Raw genomic sequence first — 19,755 nt, forward strand, 5'->3', positions numbered from 1 at the left:
GGCGGAGGGCCGCCCGACGGATGCTGCACACACAATACAAGCAGGAATCCCCGCCGCCCTCCCGGAGGAGGACGACGGGGATCGGCCGAGCGGACTAGCCGCGCGGCTTCTCCTTCATTTCGATCGTCTCGATCTCGTCACCGATCTGGATGTCGTTGAACTTGCCGAGACCGATACCGGCCTCGAAGTCCGTCCGCACCTCGGTGACGTCGTCCTTGAACCGACGCAGCGATTCGATCGCCAGGCTGTCGCCGACCACGACGCCGTCGCGGATGACCCGCGCCTTGGCGTTCCTCGTGATCGTGCCCGAGCGGACGATGACACCCGCGATGTTGCCGAACTTGGAGGAACGGAACACCTCGCGGATCTCGGCGACACCGGACTGGACCTCTTCGTACTCGGGCTTGAGCATGCCGGTGAGGCTCTGCTCGACGTCCTCGAGTGCGTTGTAGATGACCGAGTAGAACCGGACGTCCACACCCTCACGGGCCGCACGCTCGCGGGCCTTCGGGTCGGGGCGCACGTTGAACCCGATGATGATCGCGTTGTCGATCGTGGCGAGGTTGACGTCGGACTCGGTGACCGCACCGACACCGCGGTGGATGATCCGCAGCTGGACGCTGTCGTCGACGTCGATCTTGAGTAGCGACTCCTCGAGTGCCTCGACGGCACCGGAGACGTCACCCTTGATGATGAGGTTGAGCGACTCGACCTTGCCCTCTTCGAGTGCACGGGTGAAGTCCTCGAGCGAGATGCGCTTGCGAGCCTTGGCCAGAGCGGCGTTGCGCTCCGCGGCTTCACGCTTCTCGGCGATCTGACGCGCGGTGCGGTCCTCCTCGGTGACGAGGAAGGTGTCGCCGGCCCGAGGAACACTCGAGAGGCCCTGCACCTGGACGGGACGCGAGGGACCCGCCTCGGCGACGGTGTCGCCGTTCTCGTCGACCATCGCACGGACGCGGCCGTAGGCCGTACCGGCGACGATCGCGTCACCGACGCGGAGCGTACCCGACTGGATGAGGACGGTCGCGACGGAACCGCGGCCCTTGTCGAGCTTGGCCTCGATGGCCACACCGCGTGCATCCTTGTTCGGGTTGGCGCGCAGGTCGAGACCGGCGTCCGCGGTGAGCAGCACGGCGTCGAGGAGGTCCTTGATGCCGGTGCCGGCACGAGCCGAGACGTCGACGAACATGACGTCTCCGCCGTACTCCTCGGCGACGAGGCCGTATTCGGTCAGCTGCTGGCGCACCTTGGCCGGGTTGGCGTCGGGCTTGTCCACCTTGTTGACCGCGACGACGATCGGCACGTCGGCCGCCTGCGCGTGGTTCAAGGCCTCCACCGTCTGCGGCATGATGCCGTCGTCGGCCGCGACCACGAGGATCGCGATGTCGGTGACCTGCGCACCACGAGCACGCATGGCGGTGAACGCCTCGTGACCCGGGGTGTCGATGAAGGTGATCGGACGCTCGACGCCCTCGTGCTCCGCGACGACCTGGTACGCACCGATGTGCTGCGTGATGCCACCGGCCTCGCCGGCGACGACGTTCGCGTTGCGGATGGCGTCGAGGAGGCGCGTCTTACCGTGGTCGACGTGACCCATGACGGTGACCACGGGAGGACGGATGGCGAGGTCCTCGTCGGACTCATCCTCCAGCTCCTGGTCGAGGTCGATGTCGAAGCCCTCGAGGAGCTCCCGGTCCTCGTCCTCGGGCGAGACCATCTGGATCTTGTAGCCGAGCTCGGAACCGAGCACGTCGAATGTCGCCTCGTCGAGCGACTCCGTCGCCGTCGCCATCTCGCCGAGGTGGAACAGCACGGTGACGAGGTTGCCGGGGCTGGCGTCGATCTTGTCGGCGAAGTCCGAGATGGACGCGCCACGACGCAGACGGATGATCGTGTTGCCATCGCCGCGGGGAACGCTCACGCCGCCGAGCGACGGGGCTTCCCGCAGCTCGAACTCGGCCCTCTTCGTCCGCTTCGACTTGCGTGCCTTGCTCTTGCCGCCACCGCGACCGAAGGCACCTGCGGTACCACCGCCGGGTCCGCGACCACGACCGCCGCCGCCACCAGGGCGACCGGCGAATCCACCGGCGGGCGCACCACCGGGGGCGCCACCGGGACGGAAGCCGCCACCGGCACCACCGGGACGGAAGCCGCCGCCACCGGCGGGACGACCTGCGCCACCTGGACGACCGGGACCGCCGGGACGCTGACCCTGGCCGACGCCCGGACGGGGCGAGCCGGGGCGCGGAGCCTGCGGACGCGGGATGTTGCTGGGGTTCGGACGCTGACCCATGCCCTGAGCCGCTGCGAACGGGTTGTTCCCCGGACGCGGCGTGCCGGTGGGGCGCTGGCCCATGCCCTGCGAGGACGCGAACGGGTTGTTCCCCGGACGCGGAGCACCGGGACGAGGGCCGCCCGGCTTCGCGGCGTCGCCGGAGGGCGAGTCGCCGGCGGCCGGAGCCGCGGGTGCGGACGGTGCCGCCGGAGCAGCGGCCGCCGGTGCCTCAGCCGCAGGGGCGGGGGCGGGGGCTGCCGGAGCCTTCGGGCCTGGGGCGGCCTGCTTCGGTGCGGGCGCAGCGGGCGCCTCGGCCTTGGGGGCGGGTGCCGCGGGGGTCGGAGCCTTGGGTGCTGCGGGACCCGGGGTCGGAGCGCCGGGCGTGGCCGGTCGCTTCGCCGGGGCGGCGGGGGCGGCTGACGCCTTCGCGCCCTCGGCCTCGAGGGCGGCGCGCAGCTTGCGGGCCACCGGTGGTTCGATACTGGAAGACGGTCCCTTGACGAACTCGCCCAATTCCTTGAGCTTCGCCATGGCGATCTTGCTGTCTACTCCGAGTTCGGATGCGATCTCGTGTACACGTGGTTTTGCAGCCACAATTCTCCTGTCTGAGCTTGCACCCAGGCAGGGGCAAGCGTTAGTGGTGGACGGTGCTCATTTCGAGCCGCTCATGAGTTGTCCATTAGCCGTTCAGCCTGTTCTCTCGGAATGCCGCACCCGGGTGGGGCGGCAGCAGGATGGAGGCCCGAGATTCGGACCTGATACCTGCGGTGGGAAGCACGGTGTGCGCCGGAGCGCTCTCGCGTGCACTCACCATCGTACACCCCGACCCTGGGTGCGGGCTCACCACCGGATCATGAGCGGGTCGTTCGAGCCCGCCGACGTCATTCAGCCGTCGGCGCGGCCGGTTCCGTCGACACGAAGGCCCGGACCGCCGACGCGTCGGGTCCCGTGCTCAACCGGAGCGCTCTCGTGAACGCCCGACGCTGCACCGCCTGGTCGACGCACGCCGACGTCGGATGCACCCAGGAGCCGCGACCCGGCAGGCGCGCCGCGGCGTCGGGGACGAGCGCCCCCTCGACCGCGACGACGCGCAGCAGAGCCGAGCGCGGCTCGCGACGGCGACAGCCGACGCAGGTCCGCACCGGTTCCATCCGGCTCAGTCCGATTCGAGGATCGAGTCCGGCTGGATGTCGATCTTGGCGCCGGTGAGCTTGGCGGCGAGACGGGCGTTCTGCCCCTCCTTGCCGATCGCGAGCGACAGCTGGTAGTCCGGCACGAGCGCCCGGACGGCCTTGAGGGACTGGTCGATGACGTACGAGCTCGTCACCTTGGCCGGCGAGAGCGCGTTCGCGACGAACGTCGGCAGGTCGGGCGAGTAGTCGACGATGTCGATCTTCTCAGCGCCCAGCTCGTCGGTGACCGCGCGGACACGACGCCCGAGCTCACCGATGCAGGCGCCCTTGGCGTTGATGCTCGGGTCGTTCGCCTTCACCGCGATCTTGGTCCGGTGTCCGGCCTCGCGGGCGAGTGAGACGATCTCGACGATGCCGGATGCGATCTCCGGGACCTCCAACGCGAACAGCTTCCGAACGAGTCCGGGGTGGGTGCGCGAGACGGTGATCTGCGGACCCTTGAGGCCCTTCGTGACGCTCGTCACGTACACGCGGATGCGTGCGCCGTGCGGGTACTCCTCGCCGGCCACCTGCTCCTCGGGCGGGAGGATCGCCTCGATGGTGCCGAGGTCGACGTGGATCATGCGCGGGTTCGGGCCCTGCTGGATGACACCCGCGATGATGTCGCCCTCGCGGCCCTTGAACTCTCCGAGGACGGCGTCGTCCTGGATGTCGCGGAGTCGCTGGAAGATGACCTGCTTCGCGGCGAAGGCGGCGATGCGGCCGAAGTCGTCCGGCGTGCTCTCGGCCTCCCCGATCAGGACACCCTCGTCGTCGAACTCGGGCACGAACACCCCGACGTGGCCGGTCTTGCGGTCGAGCTGGACCCGGGCCGCCGGGACGTCGCCGCGCGCGGTGGTGTCGGTACCCTCGGTGCTCTTCAGGTACGCACTCAGGATGGCCTGCTCGATGATCACGACGAGCTCCTCGAATGGGATCTCCTTCTCGCGTTCGATCGACTTCAACAAACCGAGATCGATGTCCATCGATGGCCTCCTCTATTCAACTGGTGGTGCCGCGGCAAGACGTGCAGCGGCACGACGGGCATGCTGCTGCCGTGCTGCCGAACCCGTCTGTCTACGGTACCGGATGCCGAGGGGTACGTCATCCACCCAGCTGGGAAGCGGCCGCGCGTCCTCGAGGGCCCCGCCACCGGCTCGACCGCGTCTCGGCGCGGGTGACATGATTGGCCAATGGTCTTGGGCGAGCTGCGGAACGTCATGCGGAGCACGAGGGTGAGGATCCTCGTCGCGATCCTGCTCGCGACGACGCTCGCGATGACGCTCGTGGGTGTCTCCACCTACACGCTCGGCCGGCAGCAGACCCTCGCGACCATCGACGCCCGCCTGGAGCACAGCGCCGAGCTCATCGCCTTCATGGTGGTCGGTTCAGGCGACTCCGCCGACGCCCCGGCGACGAGCGACGCGGCCGTCGACGCGGTGATGCGACGCTGGATCTTCGCCGAGGACGAGACCGCCATCGGTGTGCGCGCGGACGGCTCGACGGTCGCCCCGAGCGCCCCGTCCGCCTTCCGCCTGGACGACGACCCGCGGCTCCTCGACGCCATCACGGCCCGATCGTCCCGCGGCGTCGTGACGGGTGAGGCCACCGGCGACCGCACCGTGCGGTACGCGATCATCCCGGTGCAGGTCGTCGGCGATCCGAGTGTGGCCCACGTCGTCATCGCCACCGACGTGCACGCGGCACTCGCGGAGTCCCGAGGCATCCTCGCCGTCGAGATCGTGGTCGCCGTCGTCTGTCTGCTGCTCCTCGGCCTCGTCGGTTGGCAGCTCGCGGGCGGACTCCTCCATCCCATCCGACTGCTGCGGGACGCCGCCGCGCGCATCACCGAGTCGGACCTCGACGAACGGATCCCGGTCGTCGGTCGCGACGACGTCTCGGAGCTCACCACGACCGTGAACGGCATGCTGGACCGGCTCGACGAGGCCTTCACCAGTCAGCGGCAGCTGCTCGACGACGTCGGCCACGAACTGAAGACGCCGCTGACCATCGTGCGCGGACACCTCGAGCTCCTCGACCCGTCCGACCCCGCGGAGGTGGCCGCCACCCGGGACCTCGCCCTCGACGAACTCGACCGGATGAGCTCCCTCGTCGCCGACATCACGGAGCTCTCGACGGCCGGACTCGCGTCCACCCTCGACCGGGAGCCGGTCGACATGGAGGCGTTCACCGCCTCGGTCCACGAGAAGGCGACGGCGATCTCGACCGAACACGAGTGGACCCTGGGCGAACAGGCCGCACTCACCGCGGACGTCGACGCCGGGCGCTTGGCCCAGGCCTGGCTGCAGCTCGCGGACAACGCCGCGAAGTACTCACCGGCCGGGTCGACGATCGTGATCTCGAGCCGGTTCGACGAGTCGGACGACCCGGCGCTCGTGCTCTCCGTCGCCGACGACGGGCCCGGGGTGCCGGAGGCGCTCCGCGAACGCATCTTCGACCGGTTCACCCGGGTGAGCGGTGGACGGGGCGTCGCCGGCTCCGGCCTCGGCCTGTCGATCGTGCAGGCGATCGCCGCGGCACACGGCGGGTGGGCCGAGGTCGAAGACACGCAGCAGGCCGGCTCCCTCTTCAGCATCCACCTGCCGCTCGCGGTGGCGGATGATGACGAGAGCTCCGACGCCGACCTCGACCTCGACCCGGACGAGACGGCGGCGATCCCCCGCAGCGCGATGGCCCAGGCGATCGCACTCCGGGAGGCGCAGGCCGCTCAGGAGGCCGCTGAGGCGCAGACGACTGCGCTGATGCAGGCCGGACCGACACCCGGCGATGCAGGCCCCGCGATCGACGCGTCCCCGCCGTCGCGAGCGCCGTCCGCCGAGGACGACTTCCCCGACCTCGTCGACACCTCGGCTCGGCGGAGTGCGCCGGAGGACCGCGTATGAGCCGGATCCTGGTCGCCGAGGACGAGACGCGGATCTCCGCGTTCGTGAGCAAGGGCCTGCGCGCCGCCGGCCACACGGCGGACGTGACCGTCGACGGCTCGCAGGTCGTCGAGCTGGCGGAGAGCGGCGACTTCGACCTCCTCGTCCTCGACATCGGCCTGCCCGGTGTCGACGGCTTCGAGGTGCTCAGACGGCTGCGGGACGACGGCAGCGAGCTCCCCGTCATCATCCTGACCGCCCGCGATTCGGCCAGGGACCTGGTGGCGGGCCTCGACGGCGGGGCGAACGACTACATGTCGAAGCCCTTCCGGTTCGAGGAGCTCCTGGCCAGGATCCGCCGACGCTTGGCCGAGCGGGCACCGGCGTCGACCACCGCCGTGCCGGAACGGCTGTCGGTCGGTCATCTGGAGCTCGAGCTGCGCGAACGGCGCGTCCTCGTCGACGGGGTGCCGGTCGAGCTGTCCACCCGTGAGTTCGCCCTCGCCGAGGAGTTCTTCCGCCACCCGGACCAGATCCTCAGCCGCGAGGAGCTCCTCAGCCGGGTCTGGGGCTACGACTTCGATCCCGGCTCGAACGTCGTCGACGTCTACGTCAGGTATCTCCGGAACAAGATCGGCAAGGACGCCATCGCGACGGTCCGCGGAGCCGGCTACCGCCTCAGCACGAGAGCGCAGTAGCGGTCGTCATCCGCGCTGGATGACGACCGTTCCTGCGTTCTCGCGCCTCAGAGGGCGAGATCGGCGATCGCGACCCGGTCCTTCGTGCCGGCGGCACGGTCCCAGAGCTCGACGAAGCCCTCGGTTGCCTCGCGACCGACGACCACCACGACGGGCACACCGATCAGCTCGGCGTCGCCGAACTTGACGCCCGGGGACACCTTGCCGGTGCGGTCGTCGTAGAGGACGTCCTTGCCGCCGGCCTCGAGGGAGGCCACGAGTTCCTCGGCCACCTCGAAGATCGCCGCGTCGCGTCCCGCTGCGACGACGTGCACGTCGAACGGGGCGACGGCCTTCGGCCAGATGAGACCGCGCTCGTCGTTGTTGCCCTCGGCGATGATCGCGAGGATGCGCGTGATCCCGATGCCGTAGGAGCCCATGGTCACCGTGACGAGCTTGCCGTTCTCGTCGAGCACCTTCAGGCCGAGCGCCTCGGCGTACTTGCGCCCGAGCTGGAAGACGTGCCCGATCTCCATGCCTCGAGCGAGCTCGACCGGCCCGGAGCCGTCGGGTGCGGGGTCGCCGGCACGGACCTCCGCCGCCTCGACGAAGCCGTCGGCGGTGAAGTCGCGCCCGGCGACAAGGCCGAAGACGTGCTGCTGATCGACGTTCGCGCCGGTGATCCACTCGGTGCCGTCGACCACGCGCGGGTCGAGGAGGTACCGGATCTCCGTTGCCGACTCCTCTCCGAGGACGGGCCCCTGCGGGGACCACGGCCCGATGTAGCCCTTGACGAGCCCGGCGTTCGCGGCGAAGTCAGCCTCGGTCGCGGCCTCCACCTCCGCGGGGCTGAAGGCCACCTCGACGCGCTTGAGGTCGACGTCGCGGTCGCCCGGCAGACCGATGACGACCAGCTCGCGCGTACCGTCGAGGTGCTGGAGCGCCAGGACGACGTTCTTGAGGGTGTCGGCGGCCGTCCAGGCCCGTCCATCGTCGCGCGGGTGTCGTTCGTTCGCGAGCTCGACGAGCGTCGAGATCGTGGGGGTGTTCGGCGAATCGAAGACCGTCGCGGGTGCCAGACCCTCGATGGGGCGGGCCTCCGGGACCTCGGTGGTGTAGGCCTCGACGTTGGCGGCGTACCCGCCGGCCGAACGCACGAAGGTGTCTTCGCCGACCGGGGTGGGGTGCAGGAACTCCTCGCTCCGCGAACCGCCCATCGCTCCGGCGTCGGCCTGCACGATCTCGTACTCGAGGCCGAGCCGCGTGAAGATGCGCTCGTAGGCATCGCGCTGCGCCTGGTAGCTCGCGTCGAGCCCGGCGTCGGACACGTCGAACGAGTAGGCGTCCTTCATGGTGAACTCACGACCGCGCAGGAGGCCTGCCCGGGGACGGGCCTCGTCGCGGTACTTGTCCTGGATCTGGTAGATCGACAGGGGCAGGTCCTTGTAGGAGGAGTACAGGTCCTTCACGAGCAGGGTGAAGACCTCCTCGTGCGTCGGCGCCAGCAGGTAGTCGGCACCCTTGCGGTCGTGCAGGCGGAAGAGGGCGTCGCCGTACTCCTCCCACCGGCCGGTGACCTGGTAGGGCTCGCGCGGCAGGAGGGCGGGGAAGTGCACCTCGAACGCGCCGGCGTTCGCCATCTCCTCGCGGACGATGGCCTCGATCTTGTTCTTCACCCGCAACCCGAGCGGCAACCAGGCGAAGACACCCGGTGCCTGGCGGCGGATGTACCCCGCCCGCACCAGCAGGCGGTGACTCGTCACCTCCGCGTCGGAGGGGTCTTCACGGAGCGTACGGAGGAAGTAATTCGAAAGGCGCGTAACCACCTGTCCATGCTAGTCCGTCACGCGCGGGCAGCCCGGAACCGCTACCAGGGGCGATCGGCGAAGTTCCCGTTGTCGTTGTTCCGACCGCGGTTCTTGGCGTCCTCGGTCGACTTGTCCTGCTGGGCGTCCTGGCCGGCGTCCTTCAACTTGTCGACCTTCCCGTCGACCTCGCTGTCACCGGTACCGCTCGAGCCGCTCGAGTCGCCGTCGCCCTGTCCCCCGTTCGAAGGATCCTGCTGGCCTTGCCCGCCGGACCGGTCGCGCTGGTCGGTCGCATCCTGACGTTTCCGGTCGATGCGATCGCCGGTGTCCTGCAGGTTCTCACCGGGCGTACCCTTCGGATCGATCACGTCGGGCTGCTGCCCGGTTCCGCCCTGGTCGCCCTGGTCGCCCTGGTCTCCTTGGTCACCCTGGTCCCCTTGATCGCCCTGGTCCCCCTGGCCGCCTTCGTCGCCTTGGTCCCCTTGCTCGCCCTGGTCCCCCTGGCCGCCTTGGTCCCCTTGCTCACCCTGGTCCCCCTGGTCGTCTTGACCGCCCTGACCACCCTGATCGCCCGCATCCCCCTGGCCACCCTGGTCCTGCTGGTCCTGCTGGTCCTCGTTCTGATCCTGGGACTCCCCCTCGAAGCAGTCCTCGCCCTCGTCGACGATGCGCTTCGCGGTGTCGTAGAGGTTGATGGCGCCCTGGAAGAACTGACCCTTCACGTACTCGTCGGCCTGGGTCTCGTACGCGCGCGCCAGATTGACCCGGACGATGCACGCGGTCTCCTTCGTCGGCGCGAGCTCGAGCGCCTTCCCGAGGTCGTCGGTCCCCTGCACCCAGTCCTGTCCGGCCGCTGCTGCGGTGCCTCGGTCGAACCAGGCGATCCACGGCTCGACGGCGTTCCCCGTGAAGAGGTGCCCCGCGCTCAACTGCGCCCCGGAGTAGTCCTCGGCGCGGTACTCGGCGATCGCCGACTGCGCGACGACCGGCAGACTCACGAACTTGACCCCGACGACGAGGGCGATGAGCACCAGTGGAAGGGACCACCAGAACAGCCGACGGCGCAACCGGGCGACCTCGGCCGGGGCCAACGGCGGACGCCGCGGTTCCTCGGGCCGTGGCCGTGGCTCGGGGCTGCGCGGCACATCGTCGGTCCGGGTCCGATCGTCGAAGAGGGTCATACCCGCCCACCCTTCGTCCGTCGGAGCTCGCCCAGCGCGCCGACCAGGCCGGGGAGCTCGGTGAGGAGCAGCACGCCGAACCCGAGCGCGAACACCCAGTACAGCTCATCGGTGCGCCGGATGTCCACCTCGTCCTCGACGGTGACACCGCCGACCGCGAGGCCGTCGAGCGCGTCGTCGAGCGACGCGCCCGGAGTCCTGATCTCCGCCTCGACGCCGAGCTGCGACGCGATCGTCTCGAGTGCGCCCGGATCCAGCCGGGACACGGCGGGCTCACCGGTCGCGTAGTCCTGGATGTAGCGGACGCTGCCGTCCTGGTATCCCGAGAACTCACGCATGGTCCCGCCGGCCTCGGTCCCGTAGCCGAGCACGCCACCGCCGCCGATGAGCGGTGCGATGCTCTCGAACGACCCGGGCGCCGCGCCACTCGTCTGCTCGCCGTCGCCGAGGTAGAACATGATCCGGTTCCGACCCGGCTCCTGCTCCTCGGCCTGGGTCAGCAGCGTGGTCATGAACTCCACCGGCGCGTCGATGCTGCTGCCGCGGGAGTAGGTGGTTATCTCCTGCGTCATCGCCTCCGCAGCCGACCGGAGCGCCGTCGCGTCCGTCGTGAGCGGCATGCGCTGGACGGCCACGGCGTCGAACGTCACGAGGGCGTAGCGGGCACCGGCCAGCCGGTCGGCGATGCCGGTGATGTCGGCCTTCGCACCGTCGAGTCGGGTCGGCGGCTTCGGGGCGCCGTTCTCGTCCGTCCCCGACGCGCTCTCGTCCGGCCAGTCCTCGGCGGCCATCGAGCTCGTCGTGTCCACGACGAAGTAGACGTCGAGGTCGCCCATCGCGGACGGCGGGCGATGGTTGCCGGGGATGGTCGGTCGGAGGGCGATGATCACGAGCACGACGACCATGGCCAGTCGGGCGATCCAGTGCCAGGCTCCCGGCCGCCGCACCCCGGCGAGGAACTGCCAGACGGCGAAGGCCGCGAGGACGGTGCCGAGCACGGCGACGGCCCAGATCGGGAGGACGGGGTTGATGGTCATCGGCGCAACCTCCAGGCGAGCAGCATGAGCGCCGCGAGGCCGCCGAACGCCGCCAGCACGAACACGAACGGCTCGTCGACCTGCACGAGCTGTTTGGCGCCCTTCAGCGTCTTCGTCTGTTCGGCCGTGATCTGCTGGACGATACCGCCGACCGCGCCGGGGTCGGCGAGCGCGTAGTAGTCCCCTCCGGTGGACGTCACGACCTCGTCCATCTCCGCGGCGAGGTCGTCGAGGTAGTCCTTGCTGGAGACGTCGCCGGGGTTGATCCCGTACACCGTCACGTCCTGCGCCTTCGCGTACGCGCCGGCCTCCTTGAGCGTGAGGATCGGCTCGCCGGCGACGTAGTTGTCGGTCGCGAGCACGATCGAGCGCGACCGTTCCTCGCCGACCTGGTCGAACCGCATGACGCAGGACCCGAGACCGTCGCCGATGAGGGACGACCCGTTCCCGAGATCGGTGCCGTTCCAGTACTCGTAGTCGCTCTCCGGCGAGGTGAGGTCCTCGACGAGGTGGTCGAGCTGCGCGGCCACGTAGTCGTAGTCGCTCGTCAGCGGGAAGTACGTGGTCGCGGACGCGTTGAACAGGACGAGCGCGATCCGCTCACCGTCGAACCGCTGCACGAGCTTCTCGAACACCCCGACCAGCGCGGCGTCGTACTCCGTCATCGACCCGGAGACGTCGAGGCAGAGCACGATGTCGCGGTTGCGGAGCTCCGGCTGGAACACCGTCGTGCTCACCACGCGGGACCCGAGGGCCGTGCCGGCGAGGAGCAGCACCCCGAGCGCGGCGATCGTCGCGATGATGAGGCGTCGGTACCGCGACAGCGCGCGACGGTATCCGGGCAGCGCGGTGAGCCGTTCGGAGTGCGCGACCCACAGGGGTTCGGCGCTCGCCTTCCGGCGCCGCCCGGTGCGGGCGACGAGGAGGACGGCGGCGACCACCGCGGCCACGGCGAGGAGCCAGACGAGTGGCATCCACCAGTAGATCAGCTCCACGTCGTCACCACCTGGCGGGCGAGCGTGGCGGCCTCGGCGACGCTGCCCGTCTCGGCTTCGCGGAATTCGACCGGGTAGTAGGCCGACACGGCACGACTGAGTGGCCCGAGTCCGGCGCGATCGAGGTCGGCGAGGGTCATGACCTGGGCGCGGACACCGCTGGACTCGTGCGCGTACATCCGGAGGATGGCTCCGAGCCGCTGGTGGGCGCGCCGGGTGCTCAGCGCGCCGTCCCCGTGCTCGCGCTCGATCTCGCCGATGAGTGCGAGGTAGCGGTCGCGCAGGACGGTCGGCGACGGCTGTGGCGCCGGGCGTGGAGCGCTTCCGCGCGCGCGACGGCGCACGTGGGCGAGCATCCAGATGTACCACCCGATCACGAGCGCGATGAGCACGAGTCCGAGCACCGGCCAGAGCAGCGTGTACTGGACCGGTGCGTAGTAGCCGTTATCGCCGGGCATGTCGGTGGGCCTCGAGGAGGTGGAAGAGGACGGGGACGACGTCGTCGGCCCCGGTCACGCGCTGACCGCTGATGCCGAGTTCCTCGAGCTGGTCGAGGTGACGGGCGGTCGCGCTGGTGACGGCCTCGGTGAACTCGCGTCGGAGCGCGTCGTCCGACCGGATGAAGGCCGGCAGGGACCGCTCGTCGGCGACGTCGACCATCGACCGACCGGTGTACTCGGCTCGCATGAGGTCGGCGTCCCCGACCGAGATCCAGAGCACCTCGTGCTGGACGTGCAGGCGACGGAGGATCTCCGACCGCTTCGGCGAGATCTCCTCGTCGTCGGAGACGATCACGAGCAGACAGCGCTGCTTGACCGACCGTGCCGCGTAACCGAGCAGCTCGTCGAGATCGCTCTGGGGTGCCGCGAGCGACGCACGCCGGTCGATGTGCTGCAGCAGGCGTTCGAGCGCCGATTCGGTGCCGGCGGGTCGGACGAGTTCCGGTGCGGCGGCGTCCCCGGCGACGAGACCGACGAGGTCGCCGTGCCGGATCGCGAGGTACCCCAGGATGCCGACCGCGAGGATGGCGACCTCGCGTTTGGTGCTCCCACCCTCGGCGAGCGCCGCGAGATCACGACCCGTGTCGACGACGAACAGCACCTGGTGCTTCCGCGTGGCGATGAAGCGCTTCACGAGCGGAGCACCGTGTCTGGCGGTCGCCTTCCAGTCGATGTCCTTGATCTCGTCGCCCGGGGTGTACTCGCGGAGGTCGTCGAAGTCGAGGCTCCTGCCCTGGAAGACCGAGCGGTACTCGCCGTCGAGCATCCCCCGCACGCGGCGGTGGGCGTGGATGAAGAGCTTGGACTTCACCCGGTGGAGCAGCGGGGTCGGCACGGGCCTACGGGGCCTGGACCGCTCCGAAGACGGCGTCGATGATCGTCTCGGGTGAGACGTCGTCGGCCGCGGCCTCGAAGTTCAGGATGATGCGGTGCCGCAGCACCTGATGGCGGTAGCCCTTCACGTCCTCGGGGATGACGTGGTCACGCCCGGCGAGGATCGCGAGCGCCCGTGCGACGGTGCTGAACGCGATGCTGGCACGCGGGCTCGCCCCGTACTCGATGTAGCTCGCGAGCTTCAGCGGCAGGTAGTCGCTCGCATGGCGGGTCACGTAGACCGTCTGGACGATGTAGTTGAGGATCGATGCGTCGAGGTAGACCCGCTTGGCGAGGGACTGCAGGAACAGGACGTCCTCGAGGCTCACCCCCGGGCGATCCTGGTCGGTCTCGTAGAGCCCGGAGTTCACCCGACGGACGATCTCGGCCTCCTCGCCGATCGTCGGGTAGTCGAGCACCTCCTTGAGGAGGAAGCGGTCGAGCTGCGCCTCGGGCAGGTGGTACGTGCCCTCCTGCTCGATGGGGTTCTGCGTGGCGAGCACGAAGAACGGCTTCGGCAGCGGATAGTGCGTGCCGCCGATGGAGGTCTGGCGTTCCTGCATCGCCTCGAGCATCGCGCTCTGGGTCTTCGCGCTCGACCGGTTGACCTCGTCGAGGAGCACGAAGTTGGCGTGCACGGGCCCGAGCTGGGTCTGGAACGCGCCCGTGCGGGCGTCGTAGATCTGGGTGCCGATGATGTCGCTCGGCAGCAGGTCGGGGGTGCACTGGATGCGTTTGAACGAGGCGTTCACCGCTTGGGCGATCGATTCCGCCGCGGTCGTCTTGGCGAGTCCGGGGACGCTCTCGAGCAGGACGTGTCCGCCCGAGACGAGTGCCGCGAGCAGGGTGGTGCGCAGGCCCTGCTGGCCGACCACCTTCGCGTCATAGGCACCGACGATCTCGGAGAGGATGCTGCGGGCCCGCTGCAGCTCGGCGGGCGCGATGGGGGTGCTCGGCGTCACGGTCACTGGTCTCCCTGGCGAGGCTGGCGGTCCGGACGGTTGACCGTCGAACGCGGATCCGCCTGGTGGAACCCGGCGGTCCGAACAGTCTACGTGTGCAGATCCGGAGCTCGGACGCCTCGGCCACCGGATGGCCACCCGGGCGTCGGCCGCCGTTCGCCCACCGTCCTCCTCGCGTCCACCGCTGCTTCCTACCGTGGATCGATGACATCTGCAACGCACGGGAGGCCCCCGGAGACCGGCGGCGCGACGGCGATCGTCCCGGTCAGGGGCGGTTCGAAGGGGATCCACCGCAAGAACCTCAGGACGGTCCGCGGGAGCACCCTCATCGCGCGGTCGGTCGAAGGTCTGCTGCGGTCGGGTGGTGTCTCGCGCGTCGTCGTCACGACCGACCACCCGGACCTCGCCGCCGCCGCCGTGGCGGCCGGTGCCGAGGTCATCGATCGGCCCGCCGAACTCGCCGAGGACAGCACCTCCTCCGAGGCCGCGCTCCTCCACGCGCTCGGCGTCCTCGCGGAGCGTGGCGAGCTCACCCCCGTGACGGTGTTCGCGCAGGCGACGTCGCCCTTCCTCGACGTGGAAGCGCTCGACGACGCCGTCGCGCTGGTCTCCTCCGGGAGGGCGGACTCCGTCTTCGCCGCGGTGCTCGACCACGGATTCCTCTGGACGGAGAAGGCGAAGGGTGCCCGAGGGATCGGTCACGACCACCGCGAGCGTCCCCGGCGGCAGGACCGCGCCCCGCAGTACCGCGAGACCGGCTCGTTCTACGTCTTCGACACCGACGGCTTCCTCGAGGCCGGGCACCGCTTCTTCGGCCGGATCGCACCGGCCGTCACCAGGTCCTTCGCCGCGCTCGACATCGACGAGCCGGAGGATCTGCTCGTCGCCGAGGCGATCGCCGGACTCGCCGAACGCCAGCTGGGCATCCCGTCGGGCTCGGAGCGTTCGGAGCACCACCTCGACGTCGATGCCGTCGTCACCGACTTCGACGGGGTCCACACCGACGACCGCGCCAGCATCGACGCCGACGGGGTCGAACGGGTGAGCGTCCATCGCGGTGACGGCCTCGGCGTCCGTCTGCTGCGCGAAGCCGGGCTGCCGTTCCTGATCCTGTCGACCGAGCGGGTCCCGATCGTCGCCGCACGTGCGGCCAAACTCGGCGTCGACGTCGTGTACGGCTCAGCCGACAAGGCGACCGCGCTCCGCGACTGGGCCTCGGTGAAGGGCGTCCCGCTCGACCGCATCGCGTACCTCGGCAACGACGTCAACGACATCCCGGCCCTCGAGATCGTCGGCTGGCCGGTCGTCGTCGCCGACGCGCACCCGGAGGCCCATGCCGTCTCCCGGCTCGTCCTGGAACGCCGGGGCGGCGATGGCGCCGTCCGCGAACTCGCCGACCTCGTCCTCGCCGCACGCGCGCCCCTCGACCCCCTGAAGCTGTCCACGCTGCAATCGAACGGAGCACGACCATGAGCATCCACCAGGACGCGAACGACACCACCGACCTCGACGGCCGGACGCAGCCGTCTCCCGTGCGCATCGACGGCATCCCCGTCGGCGGCGGCGCCCCCGCGTACGTCATCGGGGAGATCGGCCTCAACCACAACGGCGACGTGGAGCTCGCGAAGCGACTCATCGACGTCGCCGCCGACGCCGGCGCACAGGCCGTCAAGTTCCAGAAGCGCACGCCGGAGATCTCCACGCCGGCGCACATGCGCGACGTCCCGCGGCAGACGCCGTGGGGTGAGATGAGCTACCTCGACTACCGCTACCGGGTCGAGTTCGACCGCGAGCAGTACATCGAGATCGGCGACCACGCCACCCTGCGCGGCCTCAGCTGGTTCGCCTCCCCGTGGGACGAACCGTCGGTCGACTTCCTCGAGGACCTGGGCGTCAGCGCCCACAAGGTCGCGTCCGCCTCGGTGACCGACTCGAGCCTCCTGACCCGTCTCGCGGCGACCGGGAAGCCGATCATCCTCTCGACCGGCATGTCGACGCTCGAGCAGATCGACCGCGCCGTCGAGATCCTCCGGGGCTCACCGCTGGTCATCCTGCACGCGACCTCCACCTACCCGTTGCCCGCCGAAGAGGCGAACCTCCGGATGATCGACAGCCTCGCCGCCCGGTACCCCGGGGTGCCCATCGGGTACTCCGGCCACGAGACCGGCCTGCAGATCTCCCTCGCCGCGGTCGCCCTCGGGGCCACGATGGTGGAACGCCACATCACGCTCGACCGTGCCATGTGGGGCTCGGACCACGCCGCGTCGCTCGAACCGCACGGCTTCTCGAACCTCGTCCGCGACATCCGGGTCATCGAGACCGCCATGGGTGACGGCGTCAAGCGCATCTTCCCCGGCGAACTCGCGCCGCTCGCGAAGCTGCGCAGGGTCGATGCCTGATCACGGGCCCCGTCGTCGGGTGATCGGGGTGGTGGACTCCGACTCCTTCGTGAAGTGGGGCGCCGCCACCCTCTCCCGCGCGACGGGCTGGGACGTCGACCTCGTCCTCATCGAGAGCGACGTGTCCGCCACGGACCGGCAGGTGGACATCGCCCTGCTCCACACGGCGTTCGAGGGTCGGACCGTCCGGCGCCTGTCACTCCGACGACTCGTCGACCTCATCCGGATCGAGCAGCCGGACGGGGTGTTCGTCTCCACCCGTGGGCCGGTCGCCGAGGTCGTCATCTCGGAGCTCCTCGCGCTCGGACGCGCGACGCGTCCGGTGCTGCTCACCGGCCTCCCGGGCATCTCCATCCCGGCGAAGTGGAAGGGGATCTTCCTCCGTGCGCAGGCGGACGTCTTCGTCCTGCACAGCCACCGGGAGGTCGCCGCCTACCGCGAGCTGGCGGTGGCCCACGGGGTCGAGCCGGCGTTCGCGCTCGCGACCCTGCCGTTCCTGACGGACGCGGCGACCGAGCCACCGGCCGAGCCCGCCCCGCGTACCCGGGTAATCTTCGCCGCCCAGGCCACCGTCCCGGCCGATCGCGGCGACCGGCTCCGGATCCTCTCCTGGCTGCGGACCCTCGCGATCCGGCACCGTGACCTCGATGTCGTGATCAAGGTGCGCGGCCTCGCCGGCGACCCGCAGACGCATCACGAGCACTACCCCTTCGACACCCTCCTGACCGGGCCGACACCCGACAACCTGCGGGTCGCCACCGGTTCGATGGCGGTCCACCTCGGCCACGCGGCCGGGCTCGTCACCGTGAGTTCCACCGCCGCGATCGAAGCCATCGCCGCCGGCGTGCCGGTCATCCTGCTCGACGACTTCGGTGTGGACCCGGCGCTCATCAACACCGTCTTCGAGGGCAGCGGGCTGCTGGCCTCCAAGGACGACCTCATGGCCGCCCGGTTCCGGCACCCGAACCCGGACTGGCTGCAGCAGAACTACTTCCACCCCGTCGAGGAGGACGACTGGATCCAGCGGTCGGAGGAGGCGTTCGTCGCGCGCGACCTCGGGACCCTGCCGATCCGTCCTCGCGCACGACGCAGTCGCGGCGGCATGCTCCGCACCGGTTGGGAGCGTCGTCGGGCGTTCGGGCGAGCCGACACGAGCGCGCTGGGCACGGTCGCCTTCGTCATCGGGCGGCCACTGCAGATCGTTCGTCGTCTGGTCCGTCGCGCTCGAGGCGTCCAGCCGGCCGAACGCCGACCGATCCCCTCCCGTCGGCTCGCGCCGATCGAGACGGAGACGCCGGTGCGCGCTCCGCACGGGGCTCGTCACCGAACGGCTCGCTGACGAGATCGCCGTTCGACCGGAGCCCGGTCGGACGGCGCTCCGGGCTCAGTTGGAGCCGACCGTCACCACCGGTGCGCCCGTGGAGGTGTCGTCGGCGGGCATCTCGGCGGCGAGACGGTTGGCCTCCTGGATGAGCGTCGCGACGATCTCCGACTCCGGCACCGTCTTGATGACCTCGCCCTTGACGAAGATCTGGCCCTTGCCGTTGCCGCTCGCGACACCGAGGTCGGCCTCGCGAGCCTCTCCGGGGCCGTTCACGACGCAGCCCATGACGGCGACGCGCAGGGGGACGCTCATCCCCTCCAGGCCGTCGGTCACGTCGTTCGCGAGCTTGTAGACGTCGACCTGCGCGCGCCCGCAGCTCGGGCAGGAGACGATCTCGAGCTTGCGCTCGCGGAGGTTCAGCGACTGCAGGATCTGCAGCCCGACCTTGATCTCCTCCGCCGGAGGCGCGGAGAGCGAGACACGGATGGTGTCGCCGATGCCCTCGGAGAGCAGGATGCCGAACGCGGTCGCGCTCTTGATGGTGCCCTGGAACGAGGGACCGGCCTCCGTCACACCGAGGTGCAGGGGCCAGTCACCGCGCTCCGCGAGCAGCCGATAGGCCTTCACCATGACGACCGGGTCGTTGTGCTTGACGGAGATCTTGAAGTCGTGGAAGTCGTGCTCCTCGAAGAGGCTCGCCTCCCAGACGGCGCTCTCGACGAGCGCTTCGGGGGTCGCCTTGCCGTACTTCTGCAGCAACCGCGGATCGAGGGACCCGGCGTTGACGCCGATGCGGAGGGAGACGCCGGCGGCCTTCGCGCGCCGGGCGATCTCGCCGACCTGGTCGTCGAACTTCCGGATGTTGCCCGGATTGACGCGGACGGCCGCACACCCCGCGTCGATCGCGGCGTAGACGTAGGCGGGCTGGAAGTGGATGTCGGCGATCACCGGGATCTGACTCTTCTTCGCGATGATCGGCAGCACCTCGGCGTCGTCGCGGGTCGGGACGGCCACGCGGACGATGTCGCAGCCCGAGGCCGTGAGCTCGGCGATCTGCTGGAGGGTCGCGTTGATGTTGGTCGTCTGGGTCGTCGTCATCGACTGGACACTCACCGGGGCGTCGCCACCGACGAGCACCTTGCCGACCTTGATCTGTCGCGACTTGCGCCGCGGGCTGAGCGTCTCGGGAACCGACGGAAGACCCAGATTGATAGCTACCACGAGCCTCAGCTTACGCGCGCGACGCCTCGCAGGCTCCCCGTGAGCTGAATGCCTGCTGGGACGGCGCGACGCGCGGTCAACGCGTGGGCGGCGCCTCGCGATTCGCGCGCAGGACGCCGAGCCGTTCCCGATACTCGACCTCGTCGATGTCGCCCTGGGCGAAGCGCTCGGCGAGCGTCTGTTCGGCGCTCCTGGCCCCGTCCTGACGCCAGGCCCACGGCGGGCCCTGGTGGCCGTCCGGGGACGCCCCGGACCAGGCCCGGCGACGCCACCGCCGACCGACCAGCGCGACGATGAGCACGATCACGCCGATCCAGAACGCGGGGATGAGGAGCAACCAGAGGAGGTGCAAGCCCGGCCCGGGACCGCCGGGATGCATGGCGGTCGCGGCGAGCACGATCAGGGAGGTGGACATGGAGCACTCCGTTCGTCGGGCGGACGACGACGAC

General features: G+C 70.1%; 17 protein-coding genes. 5 read left to right on the forward strand and 12 right to left on the reverse strand.

What is annotated here, in order from left to right; all coding sequences use genetic code 11:
* Positions 1 to 94 precede the first annotated feature (94 nt).
* The 3 genes from infB to nusA form a co-directional block, all read right to left on the reverse strand.
* The gene (gene infB, locus QRN19_RS05420) at positions 95 to 2,869 is read right to left on the reverse strand and encodes a translation initiation factor IF-2 (protein ID WP_285025745.1); all 2,775 of its coding nucleotides are present in this window, start codon (positions 2,867 to 2,869) and stop codon (positions 95 to 97) included.
* 287 nt (positions 2,870 to 3,156) lie between these two features.
* Positions 3,157 to 3,426 carry a YlxR family protein gene (locus QRN19_RS05425; protein WP_285025746.1) on the reverse strand — a complete coding sequence of 90 codons (270 nt, stop codon included), beginning with the start codon at positions 3,424 to 3,426 and terminating at the stop codon, positions 3,157 to 3,159.
* Positions 3,427 to 3,431: 5 nt separating this feature from the next.
* Positions 3,432 to 4,433: a transcription termination factor NusA gene (nusA, locus tag QRN19_RS05430; RefSeq protein ID WP_079707160.1), complete on the reverse strand. Its 1,002-nt coding sequence runs from the start codon at positions 4,431 to 4,433 to the stop codon at positions 3,432 to 3,434.
* A gap of 207 nt (positions 4,434 to 4,640) precedes the next feature.
* Between nusA and QRN19_RS05435 the strand changes: the two genes are divergently transcribed.
* Both QRN19_RS05435 and QRN19_RS05440 read left to right on the forward strand, forming a co-directional pair.
* Positions 4,641 to 6,350 (forward strand): sensor histidine kinase, encoded by a 1,710-nt coding sequence (locus QRN19_RS05435; RefSeq protein WP_285025747.1) that lies wholly within the window; start codon positions 4,641 to 4,643, stop codon positions 6,348 to 6,350.
* Positions 6,347 to 7,027, forward strand: a complete 681-nt coding sequence (locus QRN19_RS05440) for a response regulator transcription factor (protein ID WP_285025748.1) — start codon at positions 6,347 to 6,349, stop codon at positions 7,025 to 7,027. Before QRN19_RS05435 ends, QRN19_RS05440 begins: the two co-directional genes overlap by 4 nt.
* Before the next feature lie 47 nt (positions 7,028 to 7,074).
* Here the strand turns inward: QRN19_RS05440 and QRN19_RS05445 are convergent, their stop codons facing one another.
* From QRN19_RS05445 to QRN19_RS05475, 7 genes are read right to left on the reverse strand one after another with little or no spacing between them, the layout of a single operon-like run.
* Positions 7,075 to 8,832 (reverse strand): proline--tRNA ligase, encoded by a 1,758-nt coding sequence (locus QRN19_RS05445; protein ID WP_285025749.1) that lies wholly within the window; start codon positions 8,830 to 8,832, stop codon positions 7,075 to 7,077.
* Between the two features lie 41 nt (positions 8,833 to 8,873).
* A complete protein-coding gene (locus QRN19_RS05450; RefSeq protein ID WP_285025750.1) occupies positions 8,874 to 9,995 on the reverse strand; it encodes a hypothetical protein in 1,122 nt (373 codons plus the stop codon).
* A complete protein-coding gene (locus tag QRN19_RS05455) occupies positions 9,992 to 11,032 on the reverse strand; it encodes a VWA domain-containing protein (protein WP_285025751.1) in 1,041 nt (346 codons plus the stop codon). Before QRN19_RS05455 ends, QRN19_RS05450 begins: the two co-directional genes overlap by 4 nt.
* The gene (locus QRN19_RS05460) at positions 11,029 to 12,027 is read right to left on the reverse strand and encodes a vWA domain-containing protein (RefSeq protein ID WP_285025752.1); all 999 of its coding nucleotides are present in this window, start codon (positions 12,025 to 12,027) and stop codon (positions 11,029 to 11,031) included. The genes QRN19_RS05455 and QRN19_RS05460 overlap by 4 nt, the downstream gene beginning before the upstream one ends.
* The gene (locus tag QRN19_RS05465; protein WP_285025753.1) at positions 12,018 to 12,485 is read right to left on the reverse strand and encodes a hypothetical protein; all 468 of its coding nucleotides are present in this window, start codon (positions 12,483 to 12,485) and stop codon (positions 12,018 to 12,020) included. The genes QRN19_RS05460 and QRN19_RS05465 overlap by 10 nt, the downstream gene beginning before the upstream one ends.
* Positions 12,472 to 13,362 (reverse strand): DUF58 domain-containing protein, encoded by an 891-nt coding sequence (locus tag QRN19_RS05470; RefSeq protein WP_285025754.1) that lies wholly within the window; start codon positions 13,360 to 13,362, stop codon positions 12,472 to 12,474. The genes QRN19_RS05465 and QRN19_RS05470 overlap by 14 nt, the downstream gene beginning before the upstream one ends.
* 4 nt (positions 13,363 to 13,366) lie before the next feature.
* Positions 13,367 to 14,368, reverse strand: coding sequence for an AAA family ATPase (locus QRN19_RS05475; RefSeq protein WP_502928030.1), 1,002 nt, complete (start codon positions 14,366 to 14,368; stop codon positions 13,367 to 13,369).
* A gap of 198 nt (positions 14,369 to 14,566) precedes the next feature.
* Between QRN19_RS05475 and QRN19_RS05480 the strand changes: the two genes are divergently transcribed.
* From QRN19_RS05480 to QRN19_RS05490, 3 genes are read left to right on the forward strand one after another with little or no spacing between them, the layout of a single operon-like run.
* Positions 14,567 to 15,835, forward strand: a complete 1,269-nt coding sequence (locus QRN19_RS05480; protein WP_285025756.1) for an acylneuraminate cytidylyltransferase — start codon at positions 14,567 to 14,569, stop codon at positions 15,833 to 15,835.
* Positions 15,832 to 16,761: an N-acetylneuraminate synthase family protein gene (locus QRN19_RS05485; RefSeq protein WP_285025757.1), complete on the forward strand. Its 930-nt coding sequence runs from the start codon at positions 15,832 to 15,834 to the stop codon at positions 16,759 to 16,761. The genes QRN19_RS05480 and QRN19_RS05485 overlap by 4 nt, the downstream gene beginning before the upstream one ends.
* Positions 16,754 to 18,100 (forward strand): DUF6716 putative glycosyltransferase, encoded by a 1,347-nt coding sequence (locus QRN19_RS05490; protein ID WP_285025758.1) that lies wholly within the window; start codon positions 16,754 to 16,756, stop codon positions 18,098 to 18,100. Before QRN19_RS05485 ends, QRN19_RS05490 begins: the two co-directional genes overlap by 8 nt.
* Positions 18,101 to 18,145: 45 nt before the next feature.
* On the opposite strand, the gene ispG is transcribed toward QRN19_RS05490, so the two are convergent.
* Complete coding sequence (gene ispG, locus QRN19_RS05495) at positions 18,146 to 19,306, reverse strand: flavodoxin-dependent (E)-4-hydroxy-3-methylbut-2-enyl-diphosphate synthase (RefSeq protein WP_064295337.1); 1,161 nt, start codon at positions 19,304 to 19,306, stop codon at positions 18,146 to 18,148.
* Between the two features lie 76 nt (positions 19,307 to 19,382).
* Positions 19,383 to 19,721 (reverse strand): SHOCT domain-containing protein, encoded by a 339-nt coding sequence (locus QRN19_RS05500; RefSeq protein ID WP_285025759.1) that lies wholly within the window; start codon positions 19,719 to 19,721, stop codon positions 19,383 to 19,385.
* Positions 19,722 to 19,755: the final 34 nt, after the last annotated feature.

It is taken from the genome of Plantibacter sp. ME-Dv--P-122b, from assembly GCF_030209375.1.
Taxonomy (GTDB): Bacteria; Actinomycetota; Actinomycetes; order Actinomycetales; family Microbacteriaceae; genus Plantibacter.

What these genes read in the sequence shown, in the direction of transcription:
- QRN19_RS05440 (WP_285025748.1), top strand. Translation starts at nt 6,347, where the DNA reads ATGAGCCGGATCCTGGTCGCCGAGGACGAGACGCGGATCTCCGCGTTC.
- QRN19_RS05490 (WP_285025758.1), top strand. Translation starts at nt 16,754, where the DNA reads ATGCCTGATCACGGGCCCCGTCGTCGGGTGATCGGGGTGGTGGACTCC.
- QRN19_RS05450 (WP_285025750.1), bottom strand. Translation starts at nt 9,995, where the DNA reads ATGACCCTCTTCGACGATCGGACCCGGACCGACGATGTGCCGCGCAGC.
- QRN19_RS05485 (WP_285025757.1), top strand. Translation starts at nt 15,832, where the DNA reads ATGAGCATCCACCAGGACGCGAACGACACCACCGACCTCGACGGCCGG.
- QRN19_RS05465 (WP_285025753.1), bottom strand. Translation starts at nt 12,485, where the DNA reads ATGCCCGGCGATAACGGCTACTACGCACCGGTCCAGTACACGCTGCTC.
- QRN19_RS05500 (WP_285025759.1), bottom strand. Translation starts at nt 19,721, where the DNA reads ATGTCCACCTCCCTGATCGTGCTCGCCGCGACCGCCATGCATCCCGGC.
- QRN19_RS05455 (WP_285025751.1), bottom strand. Translation starts at nt 11,032, where the DNA reads ATGACCATCAACCCCGTCCTCCCGATCTGGGCCGTCGCCGTGCTCGGC.
- QRN19_RS05480 (WP_285025756.1), top strand. Translation starts at nt 14,567, where the DNA reads ATGACATCTGCAACGCACGGGAGGCCCCCGGAGACCGGCGGCGCGACG.
- QRN19_RS05435 (WP_285025747.1), top strand. Translation starts at nt 4,641, where the DNA reads ATGGTCTTGGGCGAGCTGCGGAACGTCATGCGGAGCACGAGGGTGAGG.
- QRN19_RS05425 (WP_285025746.1), bottom strand. Translation starts at nt 3,426, where the DNA reads ATGGAACCGGTGCGGACCTGCGTCGGCTGTCGCCGTCGCGAGCCGCGC.
- nusA (WP_079707160.1), bottom strand. Translation starts at nt 4,433, where the DNA reads ATGGACATCGATCTCGGTTTGTTGAAGTCGATCGAACGCGAGAAGGAG.